At 33.5% G+C, this 16,984-nt stretch carries 15 protein-coding genes; 4 read left to right on the top strand and 11 right to left on the bottom strand.

Features of this window, described 5'->3' with window-relative positions:
- Positions 1–20 precede the first annotated feature (20 nt).
- The gene (locus EG814_RS15700) at positions 21–899 is read right to left on the bottom strand and encodes a hypothetical protein (RefSeq protein WP_125722846.1); all 879 of its coding nucleotides are present in this window, start codon (positions 897–899) and stop codon (positions 21–23) included.
- A 98-nt stretch (positions 900–997) separates the two neighbouring features.
- Between EG814_RS15700 and EG814_RS15695 the strand changes: the two genes are divergently transcribed.
- Both EG814_RS15695 and EG814_RS15690 read left to right on the top strand, forming a co-directional pair.
- Entirely contained in the window at positions 998–2,035 is a 1,038-nt protein-coding gene (locus tag EG814_RS15695) for a formimidoylglutamase (protein WP_125722845.1), read from the top strand.
- Between the two features lie 135 nt (positions 2,036–2,170).
- Positions 2,171–3,418 carry a DEAD/DEAH box helicase gene (locus EG814_RS15690; protein WP_125722844.1) on the top strand — a complete coding sequence of 416 codons (1,248 nt, stop codon included), beginning with the start codon at positions 2,171–2,173 and terminating at the stop codon, positions 3,416–3,418.
- Here EG814_RS15690 and EG814_RS15685 read toward each other — a convergent pair.
- The 3 genes from EG814_RS15685 to aroC all read right to left on the bottom strand — a co-directional run bounded on the left by EG814_RS15685 (position 3,415) and on the right by aroC (position 8,095).
- Positions 3,415–5,598 (bottom strand): response regulator, encoded by a 2,184-nt coding sequence (locus tag EG814_RS15685; protein ID WP_125722843.1) that lies wholly within the window; start codon positions 5,596–5,598, stop codon positions 3,415–3,417. The genes EG814_RS15690 and EG814_RS15685 overlap by 4 nt on opposite strands.
- A 123-nt stretch (positions 5,599–5,721) precedes the next feature.
- Positions 5,722–6,984, bottom strand: coding sequence for a dicarboxylate/amino acid:cation symporter (locus EG814_RS15680; protein WP_125722842.1), 1,263 nt, complete (start codon positions 6,982–6,984; stop codon positions 5,722–5,724).
- Between the two features lie 52 nt (positions 6,985–7,036).
- Positions 7,037–8,095 carry a chorismate synthase gene (aroC, locus tag EG814_RS15675; protein ID WP_125722841.1) on the bottom strand — a complete coding sequence of 353 codons (1,059 nt, stop codon included), beginning with the start codon at positions 8,093–8,095 and terminating at the stop codon, positions 7,037–7,039.
- Positions 8,096–8,283: 188 nt separating this feature from the next.
- On the opposite strand from aroC, the gene EG814_RS15670 reads away from it, so the two are divergent.
- Entirely contained in the window at positions 8,284–9,105 is an 822-nt protein-coding gene (locus EG814_RS15670; RefSeq protein ID WP_125722840.1) for a UDP-2,3-diacylglucosamine diphosphatase, read from the top strand.
- A gap of 138 nt (positions 9,106–9,243) precedes the next feature.
- Entirely contained in the window at positions 9,244–9,741 is a 498-nt protein-coding gene (locus EG814_RS15665) for a hypothetical protein (RefSeq protein WP_125722839.1), read from the top strand.
- Positions 9,742–9,986: 245 nt separating this feature from the next.
- On the opposite strand, the gene EG814_RS15660 is transcribed toward EG814_RS15665, so the two are convergent.
- From EG814_RS15660 to EG814_RS15630, 7 genes are all read right to left on the bottom strand, one after another.
- Positions 9,987–10,409 (bottom strand): protease complex subunit PrcB family protein, encoded by a 423-nt coding sequence (locus EG814_RS15660; RefSeq protein WP_125722838.1) that lies wholly within the window; start codon positions 10,407–10,409, stop codon positions 9,987–9,989.
- Between the two features lie 16 nt (positions 10,410–10,425).
- Positions 10,426–11,571, bottom strand: a complete 1,146-nt coding sequence (gene bshA, locus EG814_RS15655; RefSeq protein ID WP_125722837.1) for an N-acetyl-alpha-D-glucosaminyl L-malate synthase BshA — start codon at positions 11,569–11,571, stop codon at positions 10,426–10,428.
- A gap of 409 nt (positions 11,572–11,980) precedes the next feature.
- Positions 11,981–12,463, bottom strand: coding sequence for an ABC transporter ATPase (locus tag EG814_RS15650; protein WP_125722836.1), 483 nt, complete (start codon positions 12,461–12,463; stop codon positions 11,981–11,983).
- A gap of 92 nt (positions 12,464–12,555) precedes the next feature.
- Positions 12,556–13,347, bottom strand: a complete 792-nt coding sequence (locus tag EG814_RS15645) for a (Fe-S)-binding protein (protein ID WP_125722835.1) — start codon at positions 13,345–13,347, stop codon at positions 12,556–12,558.
- A gap of 125 nt (positions 13,348–13,472) precedes the next feature.
- Entirely contained in the window at positions 13,473–14,810 is a 1,338-nt protein-coding gene (locus tag EG814_RS15640; protein WP_125722834.1) for a (Fe-S)-binding protein, read from the bottom strand.
- Between the two features lie 6 nt (positions 14,811–14,816).
- Complete coding sequence (locus EG814_RS15635; RefSeq protein ID WP_125722833.1) at positions 14,817–15,782, bottom strand: MlaD family protein; 966 nt, start codon at positions 15,780–15,782, stop codon at positions 14,817–14,819.
- Between the two features lie 50 nt (positions 15,783–15,832).
- Positions 15,833–16,954 carry an N-acetylmuramoyl-L-alanine amidase family protein gene (locus EG814_RS15630; RefSeq protein WP_125722832.1) on the bottom strand — a complete coding sequence of 374 codons (1,122 nt, stop codon included), beginning with the start codon at positions 16,952–16,954 and terminating at the stop codon, positions 15,833–15,835.
- Positions 16,955–16,984: the final 30 nt, after the last annotated feature.

Below are 16,984 nucleotides of genomic sequence, written 5' to 3'. Positions count from 1 at the left end.
ATTTTTTCCTCTTCGGCTGATTATCTTAAACTGAAACTTGTTTTAGAAACTAATTCGTCATTATCAAAAACATTGATAAAGTAAGTTCCTTTAGCGAAATCTTTTCCAGGAAGATCTTCACTAACTTGAACAGTTTTGTTTTCGTATTTTACAGTAGTTTTGAAGCTGTAAGTTAATGAATTATCTCCAAAACTTTCTGTTTTCTTTTCTCCTAAAACATTGTTTTTAGCATCAATAACCTGAACATAATACGTTTTGTCTCCAGATTTTGCAATTTGGTTTTCAGCAATTGTAAAACTAACTTTTAGAACGTCAGCACGGCTTGCTTTATCTGTTTCAATTTGTTTACCAGAGCTTTTCAATTTATAAGCTGAAGTTTTTGTATTTAATACAGATAATTTAGCACCTTTTTCTACAGTTTTAGCTAGTTCTTCATTTTGACCAACTAATACTTCATTATATTTTTTAGATTCTCCTAAAACTACAATAGTACTGTCTCTTTGAGTAGTTAAAACACCATTTTGTTTTTTCAACTCATCGTTTTCAGCAACTAAAGTTTTCATTTTGCTCTGCATTGCTTGAACTTGAGATTTGTATTTAGAAACATCTCCTTTAGATTTGTTCAAATCATCCATTAAAGCGACAACTTTATCTCTTTCTTGAATTAATTCGTCAGACATAGAAGTGTTTTCAGCAATTGCAGCATCGTAAGTTGCTTTTAGTTCCTGTAAATCTTTCATTACAGATTCTTTTTCTGTCATTGTAGTGGTAAGCTCTGTCTTAACTACATCTGTATCAGAAGATAATTTGAAAATATAAACTAAGCTACCAATAAGTAGGACTGCTAAAACTGCGATTACCGCCTTTAGACTTGAATTGTTGTTCTTTGGGTTTTCCATATTTAAATAATTTTCTTTAATAACAAATTTAAGAATTAATATAAGGTAATAACGTAAGTTTCTACAATTATATTATTTTTGGAAAATAAATTTTTTTCATGGAAAAATTAATCCCTTTCACTATAAATGATTTAGCTAAAATCACAAATCATAGAAGTGGCGAAATAAAGTTCGGAGAAAAAATGCTTGTCATTCCACCAGGAGCAGACAAAGTTGATTTTATTAAAGAAAGTGAAGCCCAATATGTTCTTTTAGGAATTCCAGAAGATATTGGCATTCGTGCCAATTACGGAAGACCAGGAGCCGCCTCTGCATGGCAATCTGCTATAAAAAGCATTGCCAACATTCAGCATAATCGTTTTTCTAAGGGAAGCAATATTATTATTCTAGGTCATATCAATGTAGCCGAAGAAATGCGTAATGTAGAAAACTTAGATTTTAATGATATTGACGATCGTTCTAAATTAAGCCAGCTGGTTGAAAAAATAGACAAAGAAGTATCTCACATTATTTTTACCATAATCAAAGCTGGAAAAACACCTATTATTATCGGTGGAGGCCACAATAATGCTTACGGAAACATTAAAGGTGCCGCTCTTGCAAAAGGAAAACCTGTGAACGCTATTAATTTTGATGCGCATTCTGATTTCAGAATTTTAGAAGGCCGTCATAGCGGAAACGGATTTTCTTATGCTTATGAAGAAGGTTTTTTAAAAAAATATTTCATTTTTGGTCTTCATGAAAATTACACTTCAAAAAGTGTTTTAGATATCATTAAAAAACTCGAAGATCGCGTTAGATATAATACGTACGACAGTGTCAATATTAGAAAAGAAAAAGATTTTAATCGCGAAATGATTACTGCTTTAGATTTTGTAAAAAATGATGCTTTCGGAATCGAGATCGATCTAGATGCAATTCCCAACATTGCCAGCAGCGCCATGACCATAAGCGGATTTTCGGTTGAAGAATTGAGACAATTTGTTTCTTTCTTTGGCGAACATAAAAACGCCGCATATCTGCATATCTGCGAAGGAGCACCAGATTTAGACAATGCTCCAAATAATAATTTAATAGGCAAATTAATTGGTTATTTGGTAACCGATTTCATTAAGGCAAACATCGAAAAGGATTGATTTAAAAGCTGATTATAAACACCGAAAAAATTGGTTTTGCCAAATAAAAGCCAATTCAAACAAACGATTAACTGAATAAACTTATCTTTGCACGGCATTTTAGCATTAAAACTAAAATAGTTAATCACCTAAGATATGTTATTCGAAGATCTATCACTTTCAAAAAGTATACAAAAAGCCGTATTTGAAGAAGGCTATTTAAATCCTACTCCAATTCAGGAAAAATCTATTCCTATTGTTTTGGCGGGCCGTGATTTAATTGGCTGTGCGCAGACCGGAACAGGAAAAACAGCGGCTTTTGCTATTCCAATTATACACCAATTACACCGCATTGTCGGTTCATCAAAAAAAGCGAAATTAATTCGCGCGCTCGTGGTTACTCCTACCCGCGAACTAGCAGTACAAATTGGACAAAGTTTTGACACTTATGCCAAATATACCAATTTAACGCAGCTGACCATTTTTGGTGGAGTTTCGCAAAACCCTCAAGTTGAAGCTTTAAAAAATGGAGTCGATATTTTAATTGCTACTCCTGGACGTTTATTAGACCTTCATAAACAAGGTTTTCTTGACTTTAATCACTTGCACACTTTAGTGCTTGACGAAGCCGATCAGATGTTGGATATGGGTTTTATAAACGATGTAAAAAAAATCGTAAAACTAACTCCTAAAAACAGACAGACTTTACTTTTCTCTGCAACAATGCCAATTGCAATTCGCGAACTGGCAGAAATGTTTTTGCAAGATCCAGAAAAAGTAGAAGTTTCTCCCGTTTCTTCTACAGCAGAAAACGTAGAACAGCGTATTTATTTTGTAGATAAAACCGAAAAAAGAAACTTATTATATACTTTAATTAAAGAAGAAAATTTATCAAACGTGCTTGTTTTCTCTAGAACAAAACATGGTGCCGATAATGTTGTAAAAGCACTTCGCAAAAAAGATATTCCTGCAGAAGCTATTCACGGAGACAAATCTCAAAATGCAAGACAAAGAGTTTTGGATGCCTTTAAAAACAAAGAAGTTGGCGTTCTAGTAGCGACAGATATTGCAGCGAGAGGAATTGATATTGAACAGCTTCCGTACGTGATCAATTTTGATTTACCAAATATTCCAGAAACATATGTGCACCGTATTGGTCGTACTGGCCGTGCAGGAAATGGCGGTATCGCTATTTCTTTCTGCGGAAAAGACGAACTTCCATATTGGAAAGACATTCAGAAACTAATTAAAGTAGATGTAAAAACGATTGCTGATCATCCGTATCAATGGCATTCTGGAAGTCCAGAAGCAGGAGAAAAACCTAAAAACTCCAACAGAAGCGGTGGCGCTCACAAATCGAGAAAGTCAGATAATTCTAAAAAAAATAAAAAACGCTGGTACTAAACAGCGTTTTTTTCGTTTATAAGGAAATTGATTATTTTGAACAATTTAACCGGCTCAAAAGGTTTAATTATAATATCATTCATTCCAGACGAAATGGCTTCATCAGTGATTTCATCTTTATCAAAAGCTGTCAGAGCCACAATTGGCGTTTCTATGCCTAAAAGGCGAATTCTTTTAGTAGTTTCAAATCCGTTCATTAAAGGCATATTAATATCCATTAAAATCAAATCGAAGGTTTCGTCTTCTAAAATTTTGAGTGCTCCAAAACCATCTTCTACCACTTTGCAGGCATAATTATTTTTTTCGATAATCTTTTTGGTCACTAGCTGGTTAATCAAATTATCTTCTACCACTAAAATTTTATAAATTTCGCTCGAAGTCAGATCTACTTCAATCTCATCAATAATACTTTTCGTTTTGGCTAAATCGTGTTCAAAAGCGATTGTAAACGAAAAAGAAGTTCCTTTTCCTAAATCACTGTCTAGCGTAATCGTGCTTCCAAAAAGCCCCAGAAGTCTTTTTACAATGCTGAGTCCTAAACCTGTACCTTGATAATCTTCGTCTTTTCTACCAACTTGAACAAACTTTTCAAAAATTTTATTCTGGTCTACAAGTGCGATTCCTATTCCGTTATCTTTTATCAAGAAGTCTAAATAATACAGTTTACCTTCAACTTTATTGAGTTTTACGATAATTTCAACTTGTCCGTCTTTGGTAAATTTTAATGCGTTGCTTACGAGATTCATCAAAATCTGCGCTAAACGCAATTTATCTCCAATTAAATACTCGGGAATATTAGAATCAATATCAATAGAAATCCTATTATTGTTTTTTTGGGAAAGAAAAGAAAGCGAATTTTTGATTACCGTAATTTCATCAGAAATATTAAAAGTTAGGTTTTCAAGTACGATTTTATTTTCTTCAATTTTATTGATTTGGAGAATATCATTTACTAGAGATAATAGATATCTAGCAGAAAATTTCAGCGAACTTAAATGCTGGCTTCTTGAAATTTCTTTGTGTTCTTCAAGCAGCATATTGGTTATTCCGACAACCCCATAAAGTGGCGTACGCAATTCGTGGCTTATGGTTGATATAAATTGTGTTTTGAGCAGAGAAGCTTCTTCTGCAATTTCTTTGGCTTGAAGAAGCTCTAAATTGTGTTTTTTCTTATATCTGATATTCTTTATCAAAGTGACAATCAAAACTAAAAGAATTAGCGAAATCAAAATAAAAAGAACTACAATAATTTTTGATTTTCGTAAACTTTGAGATTGTTCGACTTTTTCGCCTTCAACTTTATCAATTTGTCTTTTATATTCGTCCAATTCCAAACTTAAACCAGCCTGAGATGCTTTTTTAAGCTTTTTAGCATCATAGAGCTTATCTGAAACATTGTAATGATTAACAAGCGCTTCATAAGCTTCTTTATGCTTGTTTATTTTATTTAAAAAATGTGAATATTCTAAATAAGCATGCGCCAAATCTGTTTTTTCCTGGCATCTTTTTCCTGCTTCAATTGCATTCAAAAAATGAACATTTGCAGCCTTGTCATTGTTTTTGTAACTCGAATAAATGCCATTCAGCATATGAACAATAACTTCTGTAGCACCATCATTGTACTTTACTTTTGTGCTATTGACATATTTTAGAAAAAGATATCCTTGATTGTAATTTCCAATATCAAAATAAGCCCAAGCAATATTTACATTGGTAAAATACACTTCTTTTAAATCATTGATTCTTAAAGCATAGGCCACTGCTTTTTTGTAATAACGAATTCCTTCATCAAACTGTTTCTTTTCGAAACAAAACATATTCCCTAGATTATTGTAGAGATTGCATTTTAAGGTATCATTACTAGTTTTATTGGCATAGTACAGCCCTTTTTTATAGAAAAAAACAGCTTTATCAAATTCTGTCAGCTCATTGTAATTGGCCGCAATAATATTATAAGAGCGGGCAATAAGACAATAATCTTTTTTTGCAGTTGCAGCATTTAGAGCTGTTCTAGAATAGATAAGTGATTTTTCGAAGTTAGATTCCCTAAAATTTAAAAGTGCTTTTTTTACAATCTTATCAATCTTAGGATCCAGATTACAATTAGATTGCGGAGTCGCCGAACTGACAAAGCAATTCAGAACAAAGAGTAGAAGTAAAAAAATCCGTTTTTGGGGCATTAATCGGCTAGTTTGATCAAATATACACTTTAAAATAAAAAAAAGCTGTATTTCGTAAAAAAATACAGCTTGTCAAAAATTATTTTGATAACTAAGAAAAAAAATAAATCTCAGTACTATTATTTATTCTTTGTTTGCTTCCCATTGTCCTACAACAGAAGTTGCTAATGCATTTCCTAATACATTGGTTGCACTTCTAAACATATCGCAGAAATGGTCAATTGGAAGAATCAAGGCAATTCCTTCAATCGGAATATCAAACATGCCACAAGTTGCAGCTACAACAACCAAACTTGCACGAGGCACGCCCGCAATACCTTTACTGGTAAGCATTAAAACCAAAAGCATTGCCATTTGGGTTCCTAAATCTAAATGCACATTGTAAAACTGAGCAATAAATATACTGGCAAAAGTCATGTACATCATACTTCCGTCTAGGTTAAACGAATATCCTAAAGGCAACATAAAAGAAACAATTTTATCTTTTACGCCAAAACCTTCTAATTCTTCTGTCAATTTAGGAAATACTGCTTCACTACTCGTTGTTCCGAAAGCGATAGCCAGAGGCCCTGTAATTCGTCTTAATAACTCAGTCATTCTTCCTTTAAGGAAAATATATCCAACCACGATCAAAATAATCCACAGCGTACTGATACCGATTAAAAAGGAACCGAAAAATTTAAAATAAGTAATAACCAATTCTTCTGCATCACGTATAGCAAACACACCTGCAATAGCACCAAAAACTCCAATTGGCGCAAATTTCATTACATAGTTTACCATTTTCAAAACGATATGCGATAATTTATCAAAGGCTCCAATAATTGGTTTTACTGTCGGTCCTAAAGAAGCTGCCGCTAATCCGAAGAAAATAGAGAAAACTACAATCTGCAGAATTTCATTAGTCGCCATTGCTTCGACAATACTTTTTGGCACGATATGCTCAACAAAATTATCAAAAGTAAGATTTTGTGTTTTACCTGTAACTTCAGAAGCTGCTGCCATATCAACGTGGTCTAATTTTAAACCAACTCCCGGCTGCAAAACATTTACGTAAAACAATCCAATTAAAAGAGAAATAAACGAAGCTGTAAAAAACCACCCAATTGCTTTTCCTCCAATTCTTCCAACAGTTTTAATATCACCCAATTTGGCAATTCCTACTACCAAAGTAGTAAAAACTAAAGGCGAAATAATCATTTGCACCAAACGGATAAAAATCGTTGCCAGCATTTTTATTTTACCACTAAATAATTGTGCGGCTTCAGGCGAAATGGTATTATGCAGTATAATTCCTAAAATGGCTCCAAGAACCATTGCAATTATAATTTGCCCTGTTAATCCCGAAAGAAATGATTGTTTTTTAGTTTCTGTAACTTCTTGCATTAAATTATTTTTTAATTATTAAAATATAAGACCCTCACTGTCTTACCTTTTACTAATATGTTTTGTTGATTAAATAAAAATCTGCCAAAACAATTGCCGCCATCGCTTCTACGATTGGCACTGCGCGAGGCACTACACACGGGTCATGACGTCCTTTTCCTGTCATTGGTGTAATGTTACCTTTATTATCCAAAGAATCTTGAGTCTGCATGATAGTTGCAACTGGTTTAAACGCAACTCTAAAATAAATATCCATTCCGTTGCTTATACCACCTTGGATTCCTCCAGAAAGATTTGTTTTGGTACTTCCGTCAGGATTGTATAAGTCGTTGTGTTCACTTCCTTTCATTTCAGATCCAGAAAAACCGCTACCGTATTCAAAACCTTTTACTGCATTAATAGAAAGCATTGCTTTTCCTAATTCTGCATGAAGTTTATCAAATACTGGTTCTCCTAAACCAACTGGAACATTTTGGATCACACAAGTTACAACACCTCCAACGGTATCTCCCTGCTTGCGGATATCGCGAATATATTCTTCCATAATCGCTGCCGATTTCTCATCTGGACAACGCACAGGATTGCTTTCTATTTTAGAAAAATCTAATTCTTCATAAGGCGTTTCTAAATGAATTGGCCCAACAGAAGAAACATAAGCATTGATTTTAATTTCAGGCAGCATTTGTTTTGCAATTGCACCCGCTACTACTCTACTTGCGGTTTCTCTAGCAGAACTTCTTCCGCCGCCTCGGTAATCACGCAAACCATATTTCTGGTCGTAAACGTAATCGGCGTGGCTTGGTCTGTAATTATCTTTTATATGAGAGTAATCGTCTGATTTTTGGTTGGTGTTCGGAATAATGAAACCAATTGGAGTTCCAGTAGTTTTTCCTTCAAATATTCCTGATAAAAATTGAACGCTGTCTGGTTCTTTTCTTTGTGTAACAATTGCCGACTGACCTGGCTTTCTTCTTGCCATATCTACCTCAATTGCTTCAAAATCTAATTGTATTCCTGGAGGACATCCGTCAATAATACCGCCTAAAGCTTCACCGTGAGATTCTCCAAATGTTGTTACTTTATATAATGTGCCGAAGCTGTTTCCTGCCATTGTGTTTTGTTTTGAGCAAATGTAAGTTTTATGAATTAAATTAAAAAATTTAAAACTGGTATTATTAACGAAACATTAAATGGGATAAAAATTACAATTTGGTAAAAATATCCTCTTTTTAATAACCTTTTAATAAAGTCAATTTTTACAAATTTCCTTTCATTTGTAAAACTTCAAATCAAGAAAAATTGAAAAAAAGAAACGTCGAATTGGTTATTCTTTCTGATGTTCATTTAGGAACTTACGGAAGTCATGCTAAAGAATTAAACAACTATCTTTCAAGCATTAAACCCAAAACTTTAGTCTTAAACGGCGATATAATTGATGCTTGGCAGTTTCGAAAATCTTATTTTCCCAAAGCCCATTTACGAGTGATCCAGCGTATTATCGGAATGGCTTCTAAAGGAACAAAAGTGTACTATATTACTGGAAATCACGATGAGATACTTCGAAAATTCAGCGATATGAATATGGGAAATTTTGCTCTTGTTGATAAATTAGTTTTAGAATTAGACGACAAAAAGGCCTGGATTTTTCATGGAGATGTTTTTGACGCTTCTGTGCAGCATTCTAAATGGATTGCAAAACTAGGCGGATTAGGCTACGATTATTTAATTCTAATGAATCGATTTGTGAACTGGTGCTTAGCAAAATTGGGACGTGAACCTTATTCTTTTTCGAAAAAAATAAAAGCAAGCGTTAAGAAAGCTGTAAAATTTATTTCAGACTTTGAAACAACAGCTACCGATTTGGCTATCGAAAAAAATTACGACTATGTCGTTTGCGGTCATATTCATGAACCTAAAATTGCAACAATCGAAAACAAATACGGCTCCACTTTATACCTTAATTCTGGCGATTGGGTAGAAAACTTAACTGCACTAGAATATCATAAAAAGCGTTGGAAATTGTTTTCTTATAAAGCTAGTAATTTTGCCGAAGAAGAAAATCTATTAGAAATGGAAGATCTTATTACTTCGCAACTCATTTCGTCTATAATATTAAAATAGAAGCACAGAATCGCTTTTTTAAGAATTTTAACGCTCCGTTTTTCAAGAAATGTAAATTATATAACAATTTTCAAAAATAATATACGTTCTCTATTGGACTGTAATTATACATTTGAAAAAAATTAATTTAACCATTTTATGAAAAAGATTTTATTATCTGCCATTATGCTTCTTGGTTTAGCATTCACGGCTCAATCGCAAGAAATTTCGAAGCACGCTTTAGGATTACGTCTAGGAGACAATAACGGATTTGGAGGAGAAATATCATACCAACTAGGACTAAATCAGAAAAACAGACTTGAGTTTGATTTAGGTTGGAGAAATAGCAGAGATGTAGATGCAATAAAAGGTGTTGCTCTTTACCAATGGGTTTGGAACATCGATGGAGGTTTTAACTGGTACGCAGGTGTCGGTGGAGGTTTAGCCGCTTGGGATTACGATTACTACAATAACAACTACAGATACAACGATAGCGGAACTTATGTTTTTGCAGCTGGAGATATCGGTATTGAATATAGATTTGATGAAGTGCCACTTACATTATCATTAGATGTAAGACCTGAAATTGGTTCTGGGTACTATGATGACGATAATTTTGGATTTGACGTTGGTTTAGGTGTTAAATTCAGATTCTAATTAAAAATAAAAAATAATTGTAAGAAGAAACCTGTCGTTTAAAACCGGCAGGTTTTTTTTATGTGATAAATGGTAAATTTAACCGCAAAGTTCGCAAGTTCCAATAAAAAAGAATCTCGCAAAGTCGCCAAGTCACAAAGTTTAATTTTTTGCGACTTCTCGACTTTGCGAGATTAAATTAAATTAAAAAAATGTAGCGCGCTTAGCGAAAACCTTGCGTTCTTTACGGTTAAAAAACCACTTTCTTATTTAATAATAATTTCTTTCTTAGAATTAATTTTAACTACGGTGTAAGGATATGAAATTACCTGCATCGTCATAGCATCTTTTGCAGGATTATTTTCTTTAACGGTAATAATAATGTTTTTATCTGTTTCTTCAACGTTTACAACATCAATAGTATAGCCGCTGGTATTTTTTTCACCCATATTCAAAATCACATAATTTGAAGTATTGGTATCGCTGTTTTTTACTTTATCTGCCAAAAGCGGGTCATTTTCCAACATTTTAATCTCATTAGGCTCTGTCAGGATTTCAAAGAATTTAATATTACCGCCTCCGTTAGACTGTACCGTCAAAACTTCATACAATCCTGTTGCAGCAGAGGTTTTCTTGGCACCGCAAGAAATCAAAACAAAAACTGCTAAAATCGAAATTACTTTTTTCATTTACCTATTTTTAAAATTAATGCTTCTCATATTTATAATCATCTACAGCTTTTTGATATAAAGCCTCATATTTTGGAAGAATATTTTTGATATCAAATTTTCTTGCTACTTCCAAAGCATTTGCTTTAAACTGACTTAAAATTGTATCGTCTTTCAAAATTTTAATCGCATTTTCTGCCATTTCTTCCACATTTCCGACATTGCTTAGATATCCCGAAAATCCGTCAAAGTTTACTTCAGGAAGACCACCAGAATTACTCGAAATAACCGGAACACCGCAAGCCATAGCTTCCAACGCTGCTAAACCAAAACTTTCAGTCTCAGAAGGAAGAAGAAATAAATCGGTCATGCATAAAATCTTATCAATTTCATGGCTGTTTCCAAAGAAAATTACTTTGTCTAAAATACCTAATTCTTGGCACAAAATTTCGGCTTTTTCCTTTTCTGGCCCATCACCAACCATCATTAATTTTGCTGGAATTTCTTTCTGAATATTATAGAAAATCTTAATAATATCTGGAATGCGTTTTACCTTTCTAAAGTTACTGATATGCGTTATAATACGCTCGTTTTCGTTTGCCATTACATAACGATGGCAAGGTGCCGTTGGATCTTTTTTGACTTTATCCAATTCTATAAAATTTGGAATCACTTTAATTTTATTCTTGATCTTGAATAATTTCAAAGTATCATCTTTCAAACTCTGCGAAACCGAAGTAACATAATCTGATTTATTAATACTAAAAGTCACAGCGGGCTTGTAAAACGGATGGTTCCCAACCAGTGTAATATCGGTTCCATGAAGCGTTGTAATCATAGGCAGATTAATTCCTTCATTTTTAAGCATTTGTTTTGCCATATAACCTGCATAAGCATGAGGAATTGCATAATGCACGTGCAGAAGCTCTATTTTGTACAATTTAACCATATCGACCAACTTACTCGATAACGCTAACTCATAAGGCTGATAATGAAACAAAGGATATTCTGGAACATTTACTTCGTGATAATGAACATTCGGGTTTAAAAGCGCCAATCTAACGGGTTGGCTGTATGTAATAAAATGTATTTCGTGTCCTCTTCTGGCTAATTCGAGACCTAACTCTGTGGCTACCACACCACTACCTCCAAAAGTAGGATAACAAACAATTGCTATTTTCATGGATTAAATTTAATTCTACGAAAATACTCAAAAATAGCGTTTCATCAGGCTTTTAAATTGTTAGATTTTCGACAAAATTAGATTAGTCCGGTTGATAAATATTTTTAGAAGCAGAAGTAAAAGTTTCAAAAGAATACCATTCCCGCAGTCCGCTATATCTTTTTCTGTTTAAAAAAACCCGAAAAAGGATGCCGCTCCCCATCGTGGCTAATTTAGAAGTTTTGTTTTTCAATAGAAATTAAATCACCTAAAACAAATTTGTCAAGTTTGAAACTTTGACAAAGTGTAACATTAACGAAGCTTGATATTGAAGAAGCTTGATGTTGTTTCAAACTTAAAACTTGAAACCTCAAACTTGAAACAAAAAAAGCGAAACATAAGTTTCGCTTTTTAAACATTTTATAATCTCTTAAAAAAATCTGCTATGCCAGCTGTCGGCTGCAGGAACTTCCCAAGCATCATTAAATTCTTCAATATTATTAACCAGATTATTAAATACAATTGTATTAGCTGTTACGGCTTTATCTTTAACCATTTTCTTGAAGTCAATTAATGGCTTATGAGCGATATGATCTCCAAGTTTAAACGTAACATTCATTTTATCTAATAAATCAACATTATATTTCTTTTCTAATGATTGAATAAATTCAACAGAACTATCAATAGAACATCCTGTAGCAGCTTGCACATCTTGATTAACTGCCAATATAATAAATCGGTTATACTTCAATAAAAACGAAGCTTCAAGACTTGTGCCGTGAGCAGCCCATTGTTCTACAAAAGCTTTTAAATCTGTTTCGATTTCAGAAAACTCTTCCTCAGAAAATTTTCTGTTCGATTGGTAAATCCAAACTCTAGATTCACCTGGTAAATTTTCAAAAGGTATATACATTTTTAAATTTTGTTTTGTTTGTTTTGTTTCAAGTTTCAGGTTTCAGGTTTTAAAACTTTAACCCCTTGCCCCTTTGTCACTTTGAACCTTATTTATAAATCTTGCGCATTAGCAATTAACTCAGCCACATCCATCACTTTTACTTCTCCTTCTTTGTGTGCATGTTTGATTCCGTCTGTTAACATCGTATTACAGAAAGGACAACCCGCAGCAATAATATCTGGCTGAACTTCTAGAGCATCTTCTGTACGAAGTACGTTTACTTCTTTATTTCCAGGTTCAGCATCTTTAAACATTTGCGCTCCTCCTGCTCCACAGCATAATCCGTTTGATTTAGAACGTTTCATTTCGACCAATTCAACATCTAATTTCTGAATTAAATCTCTTGGCGCTTCATAAACTTTATTTGCCCGTCCTAAATAGCAAGGATCGTGAAAAGTAATTTTTTTACCTTTAAATTGTCCACCTTCAACAGTTAGTCTTCCGTCATCAATTAAAGATTTTAAAAACTCTGTATGGTGAATAACTTCGTAGTTCCCACCTAATTCCGGATACTCATTTTTTAAAGTATTAAAACAGTGTGGGCAAGCCGTAACAATTTTTTTAGCTTCATAAGCATTCAAAACCTCGATATTCATCATGGCCTGCATCTGAAACAAAAATTCATTTCCAGCTCTCTTTGCAGGATCACCTGTACAACTCTCTTCTGTACCTAAAACTGCAAAAGAAACATTGGTACGATTTAAAATTCGCACAAACGCTTTAGTAATTTTTTTTGCTCTATCATCAAAACTTCCTGCGCAACCTACCCAAAACAAAACCTCTGGCTGTTTTCCTTCGGCAAGCATTTCTGCCATTGTTGGCACTACTAAACTTTCTGACATCTTCTTTTGTTGTTAAATCGGTTAATCGTTTACTTGGTTAATCGCACTCGCTACGATCACCTACTAAAAACCTTAAATACTTTATTATCGATTAAATGGTAAAACAATTAACCACTTAGACTTTTTTAATTTTCGTTTTTCCAGTTTAAACGGTCTTGCTGGCTATACTGCCAAGGCGCGCCGTTGTTTTCAATATTAGTCATCATTGCATTTAGTGACATCGGTGCAGCACTTTGCTCCATAACTAAATAACGACGCATATCCATAATAATAGATAGCGGACTAATATTTACAGGGCATTCTTCAACACATGCATTACAAGAAGTACAAGCCCATAATTCTTCTGGTGTAATATAATCGTTTAATAATGATTTATTATCAGGCACGAAAGTTCCTTTGTTTGCATCGATATTTTTACCAACTTCGGTCAAACGATCTCTTGTATCCATCATAATTTTACGAGGAGACAATTTTTTACCTGTTTGATTGGCAGGACAAGCAGAAGTACAACGACCACATTCTGTACACGTGTATGCATTTAAAAGCTGAACCCAATTTAAATCCTGAACGTCACTTGCACCAAACTTGCTTGGTGCAGCATTTTCATCAGCTGGAGCTGCAGCAAACGGATCTGCATTTGGATCCATCATTAATTTGACTTCCTTAGTAACCGAAGCTAAATTATCAAATTGCCCTTCTGGCTGCAGATTTGCAAAATAGGTATTCGGGAACGCCAAAAGAATGTGCAAATGTTTTGAAAAGTATAAATAGTTCATGAAAACTAAAATACCTGCGATATGCAACCACCAGAAAACTTCGAACAGCAATCCTACAGTTTCATTTGATACACCATTAAAAATTGGCGCAATAAACTGGCTTATTGGATAACTTCCTGCTTTATGAAAATGAGAATATCCTCCTGGCACATTTTGTAAATGCAAATCAGAAGCATTCATCAATAAAAACAGAATCATCAAAACGGTTTCAAAATACAGAATGTAATTGGCATCACTTTTTGGAAATCCAGTTAAATCAGAATGTATAAATCGTTTTAAACGAATAAAATTTCTTCTGATCCAAAAAGCAACTACAGCAATAATTACCAATATTGCCAATATTTCAAATGAAGCAATTAAAACGTCATAAACCACACCTAAATATGGTGCAAAAACCCTATGCGTTCCAAAAAGTCCATCAATAATAATTTCTAATAATTCGATATTAATTATTATAAAACCGACATATACAAAAATATGAAGGATTCCTGCAACAGGGCGTCTCACCATTTTTGATTGCCCAAGAGCAATCAATGCCATGTTTTTCCAACGAGCTTTAGGATTATCTTTTCGATCTACATCAACTCCAAGATTAATGTTTCGGTAGATTTTTTTTACGCTCGCTGCAAAAAAGCCGAAACCAACTATAAGAAGTATGGCAAATAAAATATTATCTAAATAACTCATTTATAACTATTTTTTATCAGTTGAGTTTGTTTCTTCTGTGGGTGCAACGTAAGGTTTGTTTTTCTTTCCAAAAAGAGAAACGTTTACGTAACGGGTTGGATAAAGACGAACATCTTGCAATAGCAATTCAAGCTCTTTTGAAGTTTTTGCCAAGTTATTATACAATGCATCGTCATTTAATAATTTTCCTGCTGTTCCTTTTCCAGAATTCAAATTAGCCATTAAGCCATCAACTTTGGCTAAAGTTTGGTTTAGGTTTCGAACCGTTTTTCCTAAATCTGCTTTATTTAATGAATCTGAAATTTTATTGAAGTTGCTAGATACTTTATTAAAGTTAGAAACCATTCCATTAATCTGTCCTTTATTCGTATCCAAAATATTGTTTAGACTTCCAGAAGCTTTATGAAATTGTGTCATTGTCTGACTTAATTCGGCAATTGTTTTCTTCAGATTTTCTTGAGTATTCTTATCCAAAGTATTATTCAAGCCTGTAACCAGAACATCAATATTCAAAAGCATTTTATCAAGCTTTTGCTGAATTGGTTCAATTTTCCCTCCTAAGGACTCCGTTAATCCCAATTCAACAGTAGAAACTAATTTCTGTCCGTCTTCTGCTAATTCTTTATCAGCAAAATTCGGAATGATTTTAATTTGTTTCCCTGCAATTAAGCCTGGAGAATAAATTGCAGCTAAACTGCTTTTAGTAATTGGAAAATCTGTTTTAAGCTGAAGTTCGACTAGTAATTTACCCGTAACTTCGTCTATTGTAATTTTATTTACTTTACCAATCGCAAGTCCGTTTAGCGTTACTGGTGCTGATGGAGATAAATCCTCAACATTATCATATTCAGCATATAAAATGGTATAATTTGTAAAAAGATCTCTACCCTTTAAAAAACTATATCCCCAGATAAACAATAAAATAGACCCGATGACTAAAATAGCCGTTTTAATTTCTCTTGTTAGTTTCAAAATTCTAAGTGTTTGTACAAAATTAATATAAATATTCGAACTTGCGCTTATTATTTAATAGCGTCCTGAATACTGATTTTTTCCCCGTCTTTTGTTGCCACCAAAAATGCAGCACCATACCCTTTACTTTTAGCTTCTTGCAGATATTTTTGTGCTGTTTCGTAACTCGGAGTTTCTTCGTAAAAATATTTATAAATATTGTTTTCGTATACCATTGTTACATTATTTAGCCCTTTGAAGTTTTTAGGTATCAAAGGTGTTTTTTTGATACTTGCAATGAGCTGTACTTTAAAGAAAGTTCCCTTTGGAGCATTTTTTGCTACTGCAACTGGAGTAGTCGTTTTTGGCTTTGCAGGCGTAGTATCTCTTACGGGCCGACTCTCAGGAGTTTCTGTTCCTGAACCAAAATATTCGCGTTTGTAACTTAAGATTGCTTCAGCAATTGCTCTTGCAATATCATCTTGGCCTTCTTCAGAATTCAGAATATTACCTTCTGTCGGATTAGACACAAATCCTGTTTCAACCAAAACTCTAGGCATATAAGCTTTATGAAGTACCATGAAAGGAGCTTGTTTCACACCTCCTTGACGAAGTTTTTTTCCTAATTTCTCAAAATTATCTTCGATTTTAGTCGCAAGCGAAATACTATTATCTAAATATTCTTCTTGCATTAAAGTCATTCCAATCATCGATTCTGGAGAATTAGGATCAAATCCTTCGTATTTACGTTTATAATCTTTTTCAAGCGTAATTACAGAGTTCTCTTTCTTTGCCGCTTCAAGGTTTGATGCTACTTTACTCAAACCCATTACATAGGTTTCAGTTCCATCGGCTGCTGTATTTTTATTTGCGTTACAGTGAATAGAAACAAAAATATTCGAATTTGCTCGGTTAGCAATATTCGCTCTTTCAACCAAATCTATAAAAACATCCGTTTTACGAGTATAAATAACATTAACATTAGGATTAAGTTCTAAAATCTTTCCTACTTTCAAAACAATAGCTAAAGCAATATTCTTTTCGATTCGTCCGCTGTAAACAGCTCCAAAGTCATGATCTCCGTGTCCAGCGTCAAGTGTTACCTTAAACACATTTGACTGACTATGAGCACAAAACGACGATATCATTAGAAATAAAGTAAATATTACCTTAAATTTGTTAATTCTATTCATAAATCTAAAAGTTAATTTTAATAAAATGCA

The sequence above is a fragment of the Flavobacterium ustbae genome (assembly GCF_003946915.1).
In the GTDB taxonomy this organism is placed as follows: Bacteria; Bacteroidota; Bacteroidia; order Flavobacteriales; family Flavobacteriaceae; genus Flavobacterium; species Flavobacterium ustbae.
This window is presented reverse-complemented; position numbering and strand designations above follow the sequence as displayed.

Excerpts from the sequence above, each read along its gene's own strand:
- EG814_RS15700 (WP_125722846.1), bottom strand. The coding sequence starts at position 899 with ATGGAAAACCCAAAGAACAACAATTCAAGTCTAAAGGCGGTAATCGCA.
- EG814_RS15695 (WP_125722845.1), top strand. The coding sequence starts at position 998 with ATGGAAAAATTAATCCCTTTCACTATAAATGATTTAGCTAAAATCACA.
- EG814_RS15690 (WP_125722844.1), top strand. The coding sequence starts at position 2,171 with ATGTTATTCGAAGATCTATCACTTTCAAAAAGTATACAAAAAGCCGTA.
- EG814_RS15685 (WP_125722843.1), bottom strand. The coding sequence starts at position 5,598 with ATGCCCCAAAAACGGATTTTTTTACTTCTACTCTTTGTTCTGAATTGC.
- EG814_RS15680 (WP_125722842.1), bottom strand. The coding sequence starts at position 6,984 with ATGCAAGAAGTTACAGAAACTAAAAAACAATCATTTCTTTCGGGATTA.
- aroC (WP_125722841.1), bottom strand. The coding sequence starts at position 8,095 with ATGGCAGGAAACAGCTTCGGCACATTATATAAAGTAACAACATTTGGA.
- EG814_RS15665 (WP_125722839.1), top strand. The coding sequence starts at position 9,244 with ATGAAAAAGATTTTATTATCTGCCATTATGCTTCTTGGTTTAGCATTC.
- EG814_RS15660 (WP_125722838.1), bottom strand. The coding sequence starts at position 10,409 with ATGAAAAAAGTAATTTCGATTTTAGCAGTTTTTGTTTTGATTTCTTGC.
- bshA (WP_125722837.1), bottom strand. The coding sequence starts at position 11,571 with ATGAAAATAGCAATTGTTTGTTATCCTACTTTTGGAGGTAGTGGTGTG.
- EG814_RS15650 (WP_125722836.1), bottom strand. The coding sequence starts at position 12,463 with ATGTATATACCTTTTGAAAATTTACCAGGTGAATCTAGAGTTTGGATT.
- EG814_RS15645 (WP_125722835.1), bottom strand. The coding sequence starts at position 13,347 with ATGTCAGAAAGTTTAGTAGTGCCAACAATGGCAGAAATGCTTGCCGAA.
- EG814_RS15640 (WP_125722834.1), bottom strand. The coding sequence starts at position 14,810 with ATGAGTTATTTAGATAATATTTTATTTGCCATACTTCTTATAGTTGGT.
- EG814_RS15630 (WP_125722832.1), bottom strand. The coding sequence starts at position 16,954 with ATGAATAGAATTAACAAATTTAAGGTAATATTTACTTTATTTCTAATG.